The sequence below is a fragment of the Streptomyces sp. NPDC031365 genome, from assembly GCF_055569765.1.
This window is the reverse complement of the sequence record NZ_JBVIIM010000026.1, coordinates 48,529-60,898: the sequence shown is the minus strand read 5'-3', so window position 1 is coordinate 60,898 and position 12,370 is coordinate 48,529. Positions and strand designations below refer to the sequence as shown.

10 protein-coding genes are annotated in these 12,370 nt (G+C 71.4%); 2 read left to right on the top strand and 8 right to left on the bottom strand.

Features of this window, described 5'->3' with window-relative positions:
• Positions 1-76: 76 nt before the first annotated feature.
• Positions 77-748: an endonuclease NucS gene (gene nucS / locus ACZ5C2_RS29935; protein WP_468798285.1), complete on the bottom strand. Its 672-nt coding sequence runs from the start codon at positions 746-748 to the stop codon at positions 77-79.
• A gap of 288 nt (positions 749-1,036) precedes the next feature.
• Between nucS and ACZ5C2_RS29930 the strand changes: the two genes are divergently transcribed.
• The gene (locus ACZ5C2_RS29930) at positions 1,037-1,429 is read left to right on the top strand and encodes an SCO5389 family protein (protein ID WP_468798282.1); all 393 of its coding nucleotides are present in this window, start codon (positions 1,037-1,039) and stop codon (positions 1,427-1,429) included.
• A gap of 88 nt (positions 1,430-1,517) precedes the next feature.
• Here the strand turns inward: ACZ5C2_RS29930 and ACZ5C2_RS29925 are convergent, their stop codons facing one another.
• The gene (locus tag ACZ5C2_RS29925; RefSeq protein WP_468798279.1) at positions 1,518-2,546 is read right to left on the bottom strand and encodes an LLM class flavin-dependent oxidoreductase; all 1,029 of its coding nucleotides are present in this window, start codon (positions 2,544-2,546) and stop codon (positions 1,518-1,520) included.
• A 238-nt stretch (positions 2,547-2,784) separates the two neighbouring features.
• On the opposite strand from ACZ5C2_RS29925, the gene ACZ5C2_RS29920 reads away from it, so the two are divergent.
• Positions 2,785-3,117 (top strand): ATP/GTP-binding protein, encoded by a 333-nt coding sequence (locus ACZ5C2_RS29920; protein WP_468798276.1) that lies wholly within the window; start codon positions 2,785-2,787, stop codon positions 3,115-3,117.
• 6 nt (positions 3,118-3,123) lie between these two features.
• On the opposite strand, the gene ACZ5C2_RS29915 is transcribed toward ACZ5C2_RS29920, so the two are convergent.
• The 6 genes from ACZ5C2_RS29915 to scy all read right to left on the bottom strand — a co-directional run bounded on the left by ACZ5C2_RS29915 (position 3,124) and on the right by scy (position 12,181).
• Complete coding sequence (locus tag ACZ5C2_RS29915; RefSeq protein ID WP_468798273.1) at positions 3,124-4,014, bottom strand: ABC-2 transporter permease; 891 nt, start codon at positions 4,012-4,014, stop codon at positions 3,124-3,126.
• Positions 4,011-5,243 carry an ABC transporter ATP-binding protein gene (locus ACZ5C2_RS29910; RefSeq protein WP_468798270.1) on the bottom strand — a complete coding sequence of 411 codons (1,233 nt, stop codon included), beginning with the start codon at positions 5,241-5,243 and terminating at the stop codon, positions 4,011-4,013. The genes ACZ5C2_RS29915 and ACZ5C2_RS29910 overlap by 4 nt, the downstream gene beginning before the upstream one ends.
• A 119-nt stretch (positions 5,244-5,362) precedes the next feature.
• The gene (locus ACZ5C2_RS29905) at positions 5,363-6,136 is read right to left on the bottom strand and encodes an ABC transporter permease (RefSeq protein WP_468798267.1); all 774 of its coding nucleotides are present in this window, start codon (positions 6,134-6,136) and stop codon (positions 5,363-5,365) included.
• A gap of 2 nt (positions 6,137-6,138) precedes the next feature.
• On the bottom strand, positions 6,139-7,092 hold the full coding sequence (locus tag ACZ5C2_RS29900) for an ABC transporter ATP-binding protein (RefSeq protein WP_468798264.1): 954 nt from the start codon (positions 7,090-7,092) through the stop codon (positions 6,139-6,141).
• Between the two features lie 85 nt (positions 7,093-7,177).
• Entirely contained in the window at positions 7,178-8,116 is a 939-nt protein-coding gene (locus tag ACZ5C2_RS29895; RefSeq protein ID WP_468798261.1) for a cellulose-binding protein, read from the bottom strand.
• 183 nt (positions 8,117-8,299) lie between these two features.
• Positions 8,300-12,181: a polarized growth protein Scy gene (gene scy, locus ACZ5C2_RS29890; RefSeq protein ID WP_468798258.1), complete on the bottom strand. Its 3,882-nt coding sequence runs from the start codon at positions 12,179-12,181 to the stop codon at positions 8,300-8,302.
• Between the last annotated feature and the right edge of the window lie 189 nt (positions 12,182-12,370).

Here is a 12,370-nt window from a genome sequence, read left to right as displayed (position 1 = left end):
GTCGCGGTCACGCGTGAGGGCCGGGTTCCCGAACGGGACCCGGCCCTCGGCCTGTCGCGGCGTACCGGTGTGTGCCTCAGAACAGGCGCAGCTTGTCGTCCTCGATGCCCCGCAGCGCGTTGTAGTCGAGGACCTGGCAGCCGATGCCCCGGTCGGTTGCGAGGACCCGGGCCTGCGGCTTGATCTCCTGGGCGGCGAAGACGCCGCGCACCGGGGCCAGATGGGGATCGCGGTTGAGCAGCTCCAGGTAGCGCGTGAGCTGTTCCACGCCGTCGATCTCGCCGCGCCGCTTGATCTCCACCGCGACGGTCCCTCCCTCGGCGTCCCGGCACAGGATGTCGACCGGGCCGATCGCGGTCATGTACTCGCGGCGGATGAGCGTGTAGCCCTCGCCGAGGGTGTCGATGCGGTCGGCGAGCAGCTCCTGGAGGTGTGCTTCCACGCCGTCCTTGATCAGGCCGGGATCGACACCCAGTTCGTGCGAGGAGTCGTGGAGGATCTCCTCCATCGTGATGATGAGCTTCTCACCCGCCTTGTTGACGACGGTCCAGACGCCCTCTTCCTCGCCGGAGCCCTCCTTCAGCGTGCAGGGCGGCGACATCCAGTTCAGGGGCTTGTAGGCCCGGTCGTCGGCATGGATCGAGACGCTGCCGTCCGCCTTGACCAGGATCAGACGGGGTGCCGACGGCAGGTGCGCGGTGAGCCGCCCGGCGTAGTCCACGGAGCAGCGGGCAATGACGAGACGCATGGTCGGCAACGCTACTCGACCGGCAGGGGTGGAGGCGATCCGCCTTCACGGCCGCCCCGTGCGACCCATGCGACGCGTCCTGAATCTCCTGGAAAACGCGTGTTCGGTGATGGCCGATTACCAGCCCACGGGAAGAACCGCATCCGGGCATTCTCCTGGTGCCGTCACCGTCCGTTGCTTACGGTATTGAACGGGAGGTCGCGAACTGTGTACGCAGCGTGTCTGATATCGCGCACTCCCCTATCTGTCAGGCAACCCCTGCTCGTTGGGGGTGCGAGAGGAGAACCCATGTCGCTCGACGTCTCACCGGCCCTACTCGAGAAGGCCGAGCGAGGCGAGGTCGACGAAGCTGAATTCGTCGACTGCGTCCGGACCTCCCTGCCCTTCGCATGGGAGATGATCAGCTCCCTGGTGGCCCAGCTGAAGGTGGACGGCGGACCCTTCGCCGACAACCAGACGCCCCCGCCGGACGAGCAGGCACGCGGTCAGCTGCTGCGTGCGCTCGCGAGTGACGCGATACGCGGCGCGCTGCAACGGCACTTCGGTGTACGGCTGGCCTTCCAGAACTGCCACCGGGTGGCTGTGTTCCCGCTTGACTCCTCGGTCGACGAGACGCTGGCCCGCTTCACCTCGGTGCGCAACCAGTTGCTGAACCAGTCGCCGGAACTGCGCGACTGCTGACTCGCCATCGTTTGCTTGCCGCTCCGTACGCGGGAGGTGCGGTTCGTACCGGGGCGGCAAGCCTCCGTGAACCCCGGCCCGACAGGTCCTAGACGAGCTGGGGGAGTACCTCGGCCCCGAGCCGCCGTACGTTCTCCTCCGTCGCCGCCAGATCGCCGGAGCCCTCGACGAGCAGGGCGAAGCGGGAGATGCCGGTCCGCTCGCTGGTCGCGGCGAGCCGGTCGGCGCACAGCCGCGGGGTGCCCACCGGGTGCAGCCCGCAGAGCAGTTCGGTGTACGCCAGCGGGTCGCGCATCTGCCGCTGCCGCCCGTCCACCGTGACATGGGCCTCAAGCCCCTGCCTCAGCCAGCCGGGCATTGCCTTCAGCAGCGTCTCCGCCGCGTCCGTGCGCCGGTCCGCGATCTGGCAGACACCGGCCGAGACGTGGGCCGCGCGGTGGATCTCCCCAGACGGCCGGCCGCTGGCGCGCGCGTGCTGCCGCCACAGGGCGACCATCTCGGCCTTCTCCTCGTCTCCGACGTGCATGCCGAGCAGCATCGGCAGCCCGCGCTCGGCGGCCAGCCGTACGCTCGCCGGGGACGTGCACGCGACCACCACCTCCGGGCCCTCGGTCTCGGTCAGGGACTCCGACGGGCGCGGGACGACCGGCACCTCGCGGAAGCGGTACCGCTCGCCGTCCGCCCCGACGGAGGGTTCGCGCAGCCAGCGCACCAGCAGATCGAGTGATTCAGGGAACCCCTTTTCGTGGGCCTCCAGTCCGGCCCCGAACACCTCCAGGTCCACCCACGGCCCGCCGCGCCCGAGGCCCAGGGAGAACCGGCCGCCGCTGGTGATGTGCAGCAGCGCGGCCTGTTCGCCGAGGGCGACGGGGTGGACGGTGGGCAGCACACTCACCGCCGTACCGACCCGCAGCCGGCGGGTGCGGCCGAGCAACAGCGCGGCCAGTGTGACGGCGGACGGGCAGGTGCCGTAGGGCACGAAGTGGTGCTCGGCCAGCCAGACCGTGTCGAGCCCCGCCTCCTCGGCCACCTCGGCCGAGCGGACCGCGCGGTGCAGCGCCTCTCCCTCACCCTGCCCGGGGAACTGGGCGGCCAACACGAAACTTCCAACGCGCATTGCTTTCCTGCTTCCTTGGCTCCGACGCGGAGCTCCCCCGCAGGGCATAACCGTCCGACACGTGCCGAGGACACGGCCGGGTGAGCGATTTTGCGGATTGTCTGCAGAATGAGCCGTGCCGGGGGGCACCGCATCACCCGGAGGGGACCTGTGACGGTCGGTGTCGTACGCGTACCCCTGCCCGTGCCGCGTAGGCTGGACGCGGCCCCAGCATCCCGTACAGCCCGTGAGGTGTCCTGTGTCCCCGCGTCGCAACCGACCCAAGGGAGCCGGTTCGTCCGGCCGGAGCGCCGAGGACGATCGTTCCGGACGCTACGGCGGCTGGCATTCCACGGAGAGCTGGCGGGGCGAGGAGTGGAGCGTACGGCCCGTGGCGGGGGCCAGTGCCCAGGGCAAGGCCTACCGCTGCCCGGGCTGCGACCAGTTGATCCCGGACGGGGTGCCGCACGTGGTGGCCTGGCCGGAGCACTCGGGCGTCGCCGACCGCCGGCACTGGCACAAGGCGTGCTGGAACGCGAAGGACCGCCGCACCACTCGGGTGCGGCGGTCCCGTGACGCGCCGAGGTTCTGAACCGCGCTATACGTCCCGCTTCTGCAGCAGGGTGAAGGCTCCGCCGAGCGCGACCGCCGTGAGGACCAGCATGATCCACAGCGGGTCCCAGCCGGACGGGCCGGATTCGCTCAAGGAGTTGGCGTAGAAGATGCTCATCTGGTTCGGGATGGAGTACTCGAACAGCGCCTGCTGAACGTCCCGGAGCGAGTCCGAGAACATGAACAGCGCGATCACCAGCGGGGCGAGCACGGCGCCGATCATGACGGTGATGGCGCCCGCCGAGTGCCGGATGACCGAACCGATCGCCAGCGACAGCGTGCCCAGCAGCGCCAGGTACAGCGAGACGCCGACCGTGCCCTTGAACCACTCCGTGCCGGAGGGGTCCTTGGCGTTGTAGTCCTCCAGCAGCGCCACATGCAGGAAGCCGATGAGCGTCGCGCACACCAGGGTCACCGCGAAGGCGAGCAGGAAGAACACCAGGGCCTTCGCCACGAGCACCCGTCCGCGTGAGGGACAGGCGACCATCGTGGTGCGGATCATGCCGGTGCCGTACTCCGAGGCCGTGGTCAGCACGCCCAGTGTGATGACGCACATGCTGCCGAGCAGCAGCCCGAAGAAGCCGAGGGACAGCGGGCTCTCGCCGCCCAGGTCGGGGTCGGAGCTCGCGACCACGACACCGGTCAGCAGACCGATGCCGATCACCAGCAGGACGAACACGCCCAGCGTCCACATCGTGGAGCGCACGGACTTGATCTTCGTCCACTCGGAGGCGATCGCGTGCCCGAAGTGCGTGCGCACCACCGGGATCGGCGAGGTGTAGCCGGCGTACGTCGGCTGGGAGGGATACGCGGATCCGGGTGCCGCCTGCCATTCGGGTGCGGCGCTCTGCGGCATCGGGGGCGGGGGCGTGCTCATCGGGCGTCCTCGGGCTTGGTCAGGTCGGCGGCGGGGGCGGACGGAGGCGCGGCGGCCGGCGGCACGGCCGGAGCCGGGGCCGCCTGCGGGGCGGGCTGCGCGTACGGATGGGGAGCAGGGACGCCCGGGGCCGTTCCAGGGGCGCCCGGAGCGCCGTAGGGGCCCGCGGGGGCCCCTACGGGCGCCCCGAAGGGCTGCCCGCCCTGCTGCGGCGGGGGAGGCGCGTACCAGCCGGGCTGGCCCTGGCCCGGGACCGGCGTCGGCGGCTGCATGCCGGGCGGCATCGGCTGCTGGAGCCCTTCCCTCTGGTCGATGGTCGAGCGGTAGTCGACGGCACCCTGCGTCATCCGCATGTAGGCCTCCTCCAGGGAGGCCTGGTGCGGCGACAGCTCCCACAGCCGTACGTCGCTGTCGTGGGCGATGTCACTGATGCGGGGCAGCGGCAGTCCCGTCACCCGCAGTCCGCCGTCCTGCTCGGGCAGCACGTGCCCGCCGGCCTCGGTGATCGCCGCGGACAGCTTCTCGCGCTGTTGCGGATCGGTGTCCGGCGTGCGCACCCGTGCGAAGTCGGCGGAGTTGGCCGAGATGAAGTCCTTCACGCTCATGTCGGCCATCAACTGTCCGCGGCCGATCACGATCAGGTGGTCGGCGGTCAGCGCCATCTCGCTCATCAGGTGGGAGGAGACGAAGACCGTACGGCCCTCCGAGGCGAGCGACTTCATCAGGTTGCGGACCCACAGGATGCCCTCGGGGTCGAGGCCGTTGACGGGTTCGTCGAACAGCAGCACCTGGGGATCGCCGAGCAGCGCGGCGGCGATGCCGAGCCGCTGGCCCATGCCGAGGGAGAAGCCCTTCGACCGTCTGCGCGCCACGTCGTGCAGGCCCACCACGCCCAGCACCTCGTCCACGCGCCGGGCCGGGATGCCCGACAGCTGGGCGAGGCTCAGCAGATGGTTGCGGGCGGTCCGGCCGCCGTGCACCGCCTTGGCGTCCAGCAGCGCGCCGACCTGACGGGGAGCGTTGGGCAGCTTGCGGTACGGATAGCCGCCGATCGTGACCTGACCCGCGCTGGGGTTGTCCAGACCGAGGATCATCCGCATCGTCGTCGACTTGCCCGAGCCGTTCGGACCCAGGAACCCGGTGACGGCACCCGGACGCACATGGAAGGAAAGGTTGTACACAGCGGTCTTGTCGCCGTACCGCTTGGTCAGGCCGACTGCCTCGATCATGCTCCGCACCCATCGAAAGGTTCAGGACAGCGGGGCACACGCCCCCGTAAGGGTTAGGAGGATATCGGGGCGCTGACGGTTCCGCCCAAGGCCGGGTAAAAACAGGCCCCGCACCCCTTTCACTGTGCGTCCCGCTTCTTCAGCAGTACGTAACCGCCGGTCACCGCGGCGATCACCCACAGCGCCATGATGCCCAGGCCGCCCCAGGGCCCGTACGGTGTGGTGTCGTCGACGGGCGGGACCACCTGCATGATCTTGCTGCCGGCCTGGTCGGGCAGGAACCGGCCGACCTTCTTCGTGGCGTCGACGTTGCCGAGGATGTTGGAGATCAGGAAGAAGAAGGGCATCAGGATGCCGAGCGACAGCATGGGGGAGCGCAGCATCGCGGCGACGCCCATCGAGAACAGCGCGATCAGCGTCATGTAGAGGCCGCCGCCGATCACCGCCCGCAGCACTCCGTCGTCGCCGATGGACGCCTTGAGGTCGCCGAGCATCGCCTGGCCGAGGAAGAAGGCGGCGAAGCTGGTGGCCATGGCGACGACGAGCGCGAGCGCGGTGGCCACCGCGAGCTTGCTGAACAGGAAGGTGCCGCGCTGGGGCACGGCCGCCAGCGAGGCCCGGATCATGCCGGTGCTGTACTCGTTCGACACCACCAGTACCCCGAACACGATCATCGCGAGCTGGCCGAGGCTCATCCCGGCGAAGCTGATGAAGGTCGGGTCGAAGGAGAGGCGGTCCCGCGCGCTCATCGAGTCGAACTCGCTCCTCGACAGGGCCGAGATCAGCATGCCGAGCGCGATGGTGACGACCACCGCCAGGGAGAGCGTCCACACCGTGGATGCCACCGACCGGATCTTGGTCCACTCCGACCGCACGACCTGCGTCGCCACCATGCTCAGTCCTTCTCCCGGCTCTCGCCCCACTGCTGCCGGGGCACGGGTGTGCCGGAGTGGGCGTGGTACTCCACCGACTCCGCGGTCAACCGCATGAACGCTTCCTCCAGGGAGGCCTGCTGCGGGCTCAGCTCGTGCAGCACGATCTGACCTTGTGCCGCCAGCTCACCGATGTGCCCGGCCCCGGAGCCGTCGACCTCCAGCGCCCCGTCGCCGCTCTCCACGGCGGTCATCCCCGCCCGGTGCAGCGCGTCCAGCAGGCGCTCGCGCTGCGGGCTGCGCACCCGGACGTAGGAGCGGGAGTTGCGCTCGATGAACTCGGCCATCGAGGTGTCGGCGAGCAGCCGGCCCTGGCCGATGACCACCAGGTGGTCGGCGGTCAGCGCCATCTCGCTCATGAGGTGGGAGGAGACGAAGACGGTGCGGCCCTGGGCGGCGAGCGACTTCATCAGCGTGCGGATCCAGTGGATGCCCTCCGGGTCGAGCCCGTTGACCGGCTCGTCGAACATCAGGATCCGCGGGTCGCCGAGCAGTGCGGCCGCGATGCCGAGTCGCTGGCCCATGCCGAGCGAGAACCCCTTGGCCTTCTTCCGCGCCACCGCCGTCAGCCCGACCGCGTCCAGCACCTCGTGCACCCGCCGCGCCGGGATGCCGTTGCTCTGCGCGAGGCACAGCAGATGGTTGCGGGCGCTGCGGCCCGGGTGCATCGCCTTGGCCTCGAGCAGGGCGCCGATGCGGGTCAGCGGATCCCTGAGCCGGTCGTAGTGCGTGCCGTCGATCCGCACGTCCCCGGCGCTTGGGTGGTCCAGGCCCAGGATCATCCGCATCGTGGTCGACTTGCCGGCGCCGTTCGGACCGAGGAAGCCGGTGACGATGCCCGGTCGGACGGTGAAGGTCAGTTCCCTGACCGCCACCTTGTCGCCGTACCGCTTGGTCAGCCCCTCGAGCTCGATCATGCGGCCACGCTAAAACGGGACAAAGCCCCCTGCCACCTCAGTGGCAGAGGGCTTCGCCGATGTGCGGTTGCCCGAACCCGGGACGTTACCGGGTCTGCTGGGCCGGAACCCCGCGGGAGATCGGCTCGTCCTCGGCGGCCGGCGAACTGGTCGCGGCCACCGCCGCACCCGTGAGCGTCGCCAGCATCTCGCGGACGTTCGTCAGCTGGGCGTTGATCGAGTCGCGGCGGTTGGTCAGCGCCGCGAGCTCACGCTCGGATTCCGAACGGATCCGGTCGGCCTTGGCGTTGGCGTCGGCCACGATGTCCTCGGCCTGGCGCTGCGCGGTCTCCACCGTCTGGCGGGCGCGGCGCTCGGCGTCGGTGCGCAGCTTCTCCGCCTCCAGGCGCAGCTGTTCCGCGCGGTGCTCGATCTCCGCCAGGCGCTTCTCGGCCTTGGCCTGGCGCGAGGCCAGGTCGCGCTCGGACTGCTCACGCCGCTTGGCGAGGTTCGTCTCGAAGTCGGCCGCGGCCTGCGCGGCCTTGGCGCGGGTCTCCTCGAAGAGGGCGTCCGCCTCCTCGCGCTTGGACTGCGCGTCCTTCTGCGCCTCGGAACGCAGCTGCGACGCCTCGCCCTGGGCCTTCTCGACGATCCGGACGCCCTCGTCCTCCGCCTTGGACTTGCGCTCGGCGGCGTACGCCTCGGCGTCGTTGCGCACCTGCTGCGAGGCCGACTCGGCGAGCTCGCGGTGCTGCTCCGCCGCGCGCCGGGCCTCTTCGCGCAGGTCCTTCGCCTCCTCCTCGGCGAGACGGAGGATCTTCTCCACGCGCGCGCCGAGACCCGCGTACGACGGCTCGGCGTCGTTGACCTGGGCCTGGGCGTTCTGCGTCTCGAGGTGGAGCTCTTCGATGCGCTTTTCCAGAGCGGTGATGCGGGTGAGAGCGCTGTCACGGTCGGAGACGAGCTTGGAGATACGTTCGTCCACCTGAGCGCGGTCGTATCCACGCCGCACAAGCTCGAAGCCGTAGGGGGAAGTGTCGCTCATGGGGTTCCTGTCGAATGAGACCGGTGAGGTGATAGGTGGAATCCTAGGGGCGAAAGCGCTGTGTCATCGAGCGGATGCACGTTTGATACGGAGAATGACACCCCTTTTGAGTGGCTCACCGCCGGAAGGCTTGCCAAGACCATGGTCAAAGCCCTCACCGTACAAGGGATTTCGCCCACTTTGCTAGCTATCGGATGATTTGCCACTCGTACGGGTAACACCCGCCGCGGCCCCCGCCTTGACGCCGTTGTCCTTGGCGCCCGTCGGCGCCTCCAGGGACCCCAGCGCCTCCAGGACGTCCTGCACGCGGGAGATCTCCGCGTTGATGTCCTCGCGGCGCCGCACCAGGACCTCCAGCTCGCGCTTGCCCTCCTCGACCGTGCGCCGCGCCTCGCGGACCGCCTCGGCCTTCAGCTCCTCGGCCTCGCGCACCAGCGTGGCCTTCTTCTGCTCCGCCTCCTTGAGCAGACCCTCGGCCTTCTTCACGGCGGCGATACGCACCTTGCCGGCCTCCGAGTTGGCCTCGGAGACGATCTCCTTGGCCTTCGCCTCCGCCTTGGCGTGCTGCTCCTCGGCCGACTTGATGAGCGCGTCGCAGCGGTCGCCCGTGGACTTCATCGTCTCCGCCGCCTCACGGCGGGCCCGCTCGTGCAGCGACTCGATTTCGCCGGTGATGCGGTCGCGCAGTTCCTCGGCGCGCTCCCTGATCTGCGTCGCGTCCCGGCGCGCACCGACCAGCAGCTCGTCTGCGTCCGTCCGGGCCTTCTCCACCCGCGAGTTGCCCTCGACGGTCGCCTCGGACACCAGCCGCTCGGCCTCGCTGCGGGCCGCACCGACCATCGAGTCGGCCTGCGACTCCGCTTCCGCCGTCGTCTGCTGCGCCTGCTGCTGTGCCTCGGTGAGCAGTTTGTCCGCCTCGGCGGTGGTCTCCGTGATGAGCGTGTCGACCTGCTCGGCCGCCTCGGAGCGCCGCTTGTTGGCCTCTTTGCGGGCCTCGTCCAGCGTCCGCTCGGCCTCCTCCCGCGCGGTCGACACCATCCGCTCGGCCTCCGACGCGGCGTCGGACATGACCCGCTCGGCGTCCCGGCGGACCCGCTCCGCGTGCGCCTGCGCCGACCCGACCGTCTCCGCGGCCTCGGCCCGCAGCCGCTCCGCGTCACCGGTGGCGTCCGCGATCAGCTTCTCCGCCTTGGCGACCGACTCCGACCGCACCCGCTCGGCCTCGGCGACCGTCTCCGTGCGCAGCCGGTCGGTCTCCGTGAGGGTGTCCTCCGTGAGCCGCTCGGCCTCGTTGCGTGCCTCGGTGATGAGCGTGTCCGCCTGCGTCGCCGCGTCCGAACGGATCCGGTTGGCGTCCTCACGGGCGTCCGCCCGGGTGCGCGAGGCGGCCTGCTCCGCCTCGGCGACGGCGTCCGACGCCTCCGTGCGCATCCGCTGGGCGTGCTCGGACACGTCCGAGCGGATCCGCTCGGCCTCCGTGATCGCCTCCGACACGGTGCGCTCGGCCAGCGACTTCGCGGCCTCCGTCTCCTCGTGCGCCTCGCGCCGCAGCCGGCCCGCGTCCTCGCTCGCCCGCTCCCGCTCCGCGTAGGCGTCGCCGCGGACCCGGTCCGCCTCCTCCTCGGCCTCGCGGCGCGTACGGTCCGCCGCGTGCTCGGCTGCGGACCGCAGGCCGGCGATCTCCTCCTGCGCCTGCTCGTGCAGCCCCGCGACGGAGTCCCGCACCTGCTGGGCGTGCTGCTCGGCCGCCGACACCATCTCCGTGGCGCGCCGGTCCGCCTCCTCGACCAGACGTACGGCCTCGGTCTGCGCCTCCTCCACGCGCGTGCGCGCGGCGGCCAGCAGTTCCTCGCTCTGCTCGCGGGCCCGCTCACGCTCCTGGTCGGCCTCCTGCCGGGCCGCACCGAGGAGTTCCTCGGCCTCCCGGCGGCGCCGGGCCGCCTCCTCCTGCGCGGCGGCCAACGACTCGGAGGCCTCCGTGCCGATCCGCTCGGCGGCGGCCTGCGCCTCCGCGCGCATCCGGTCGGCGCTGTCCTGCGCCTCCGACTTCAGCCGCTCCGCTTCGGCCGCGGCCTCCGAACGCAGCCGCACGGCGACGGACTCGCCCTCCGCGCGGGACGCCGACGCGTCCGCGGCGGCCTCGTCACGCAGCCGCTCGGCTTCCGCCTCCGCCTGCTGCTGGAGCGTACGGATCCGCTCGGCGGCCTCCGAACGCAGCCGCTCGCCCTCCTCGGAGGCCTCCCGGCGGATCCGGGCGCCCTCCTCGCGCGCCTCGCCCAGCGCCCGCTCGGCGGCCGCGAGCCGCTCCTCGGCCTCCGCGTGCAGCCGCGTCAGTTCGTCGGCCGCCTCCGAGCGGCGGGCCTCGACGGCCCGCTCCGTCTCCTCGCGCAGCTCGCGCGCGCCCCGCTCGGCGTCCTCCCTGAGCGCGTCCGCCTGCTCGACGGCCTCCGCACGGTGCCGCTCGGCCTCCTTGCGGGTGCGCTCCAGCGTCTCCTCGGCCTGCCGGCGCAGCGTCGTGGCGCGCTCGATGGCCTCGGTGCGGACCTTCTCGCTGTCCGTCTGCGCGGTGGAGCGCAGTTCGTCCGCGTCCGCCTTCGCCTTGGCGAGCAGCTCCTCGGCGGACTTCGCCGCCTCCTCGATCTGCGCCACGGCCTCCTTGCGGGCCTCCGCGCGGATCTTCTCGCCCTCGGCGACCGCGTCCGCGCGCAGTTGCTCGGCCTCGCCGCGCAGCCGACGGGCCTCCTCCTGCAGCTCGACCGTCTTGGCGCGGTACTCCTTGGTGTCGTCCTTCGCCGCGCCCTTGAGCTGCTGGGCGATGTCGTGCGCCTCCGCGCGCAGCCGGTCCGCCTCGGCCTCGGCCTCACTGCGGATCCGCTCGGCCTCCTCGGTCGCCGCCCTGGTGGTCTGCTTGGCCTCCTCGGACGCCTTGTTCAGCACGTCCTCGGCGGTCCTGGCCGCCTTGGACAACTGGGTGGCGGACTCCTCGGCGGTGAGCGTGCGGGCCTTCTCCGCGGCCGCCGCGACGATCTTCTCCGCCTCCGCGCGGGCGTCGGCGACCAGCTGCTCGGCGTCCGCCCTGGTGGTCTCGGCCTCCTTGGTGGCCTCGCTGACCAGTCGCGCCACCTGCTCCTTGGCGGTACGCGTACGGGTCTCGTTGGCGGACTCGGCGGAGGTGATCGCCTTGGCGGCGGCCTCCTTCGCCTCGGTGAGGACCTTCTCCGCCTCGCTGCGCGCCTCGCGCAGCGAGGTCTCGGCCTCCGCCATGCGCTGCTCGGCGGCCTTGGCCAGCTCCTGGGCCTCGCGGCGCGCCGACTCCGACTCGGTGACGGTGGACGTCCGCAGCTGCTCGGCGTGGTCCGTGGCCTCCTGCGCCTGCGTCGACGCGGCGTTCAGCAGCCGCTCGGCGTCCGCGCGGGCCCGGCGCAGCAGCTGTTCAGCCTCCGCGCGGGCCGACTCGGCCTCGTTCTGCAGCCGCTGACGGGCCTCGCTCGTCAGCCGCTCCGCCTCCGCGCGGGCGGCGGCCATGGCCTGTTCCCGCTCTGTGCGGGTCTCCTCCAGGAGCCGCCGGGCCTGCTCCTCGGTGCGGGCGCGGAGCTGCTCCGCCCACGCCACGTTCTCGTTGACATGCGACTCGACGGTCTGCCGGCGCTCCGCCAGCTCCTGGTCGAGCTGCTGGCGCCGTGTCACCGCCTCCTGGTGCAGTTCCGCCTGGAGCCGGGCCGCCTGCTCCGCGTGCTCCTGGAGGATCCGCTGGGTCTGCGCCCGGGCCTGGCTCAGCTCCCGCTCGGCGTCCGCGCGGAGCTGGTCGGCCTGCACCTGCGCGCTGCGCAGCATCTGCTCGGCCTGGTAGCCGATGTCGCCGCCGTCGTAGGAGGGACGGGACATGATGGTGCGCCGCGCCTCGTGCAGCTTGGCGCGCAGCACCTCGACCTGGTAGCCGAGGTCCTCGGCGTGCTGGATCGCCTTTTCCCGCTCGGTCTTCAGCCGCTTCATCTCGGCTTCGAACCGAGAGAGGTGGTCGACGTCAGCCGCCGGCTCTCGCTCCTGGCTCTCGTAGCCCCGCACTGCGCGGTCCCATCCGTCCCCTGGTCGCAAGTCTGGCCGAGCTCCGTCCATCCGCCGAACGGAGCCCCCGGGGAATGGTGTCAGATCAACGGAGAAGCATGGGCTGCTGCCCCGCGCTCGCCCCCGAAACCCGGACCCCGGCGATCCCGCCGCCAAAGACGGCGGGACGGTCACCACGGATCGAGCGGC

Coding starts and splice junctions, on each gene's coding strand:
- nucS (WP_468798285.1), bottom strand. CDS start 748: ATGCGTCTCGTCATTGCCCGCTGCTCCGTGGACTACGCCGGGCGGCTC.
- ACZ5C2_RS29930 (WP_468798282.1), top strand. CDS start 1,037: ATGTCGCTCGACGTCTCACCGGCCCTACTCGAGAAGGCCGAGCGAGGC.
- ACZ5C2_RS29925 (WP_468798279.1), bottom strand. CDS start 2,546: ATGCGCGTTGGAAGTTTCGTGTTGGCCGCCCAGTTCCCCGGGCAGGGT.
- ACZ5C2_RS29915 (WP_468798273.1), bottom strand. CDS start 4,014: ATGAGCACGCCCCCGCCCCCGATGCCGCAGAGCGCCGCACCCGAATGG.
- ACZ5C2_RS29910 (WP_468798270.1), bottom strand. CDS start 5,243: ATGATCGAGGCAGTCGGCCTGACCAAGCGGTACGGCGACAAGACCGCT.
- ACZ5C2_RS29905 (WP_468798267.1), bottom strand. CDS start 6,136: ATGGTGGCGACGCAGGTCGTGCGGTCGGAGTGGACCAAGATCCGGTCG.
- ACZ5C2_RS29900 (WP_468798264.1), bottom strand. CDS start 7,092: ATGATCGAGCTCGAGGGGCTGACCAAGCGGTACGGCGACAAGGTGGCG.
- ACZ5C2_RS29895 (WP_468798261.1), bottom strand. CDS start 8,116: ATGAGCGACACTTCCCCCTACGGCTTCGAGCTTGTGCGGCGTGGATAC.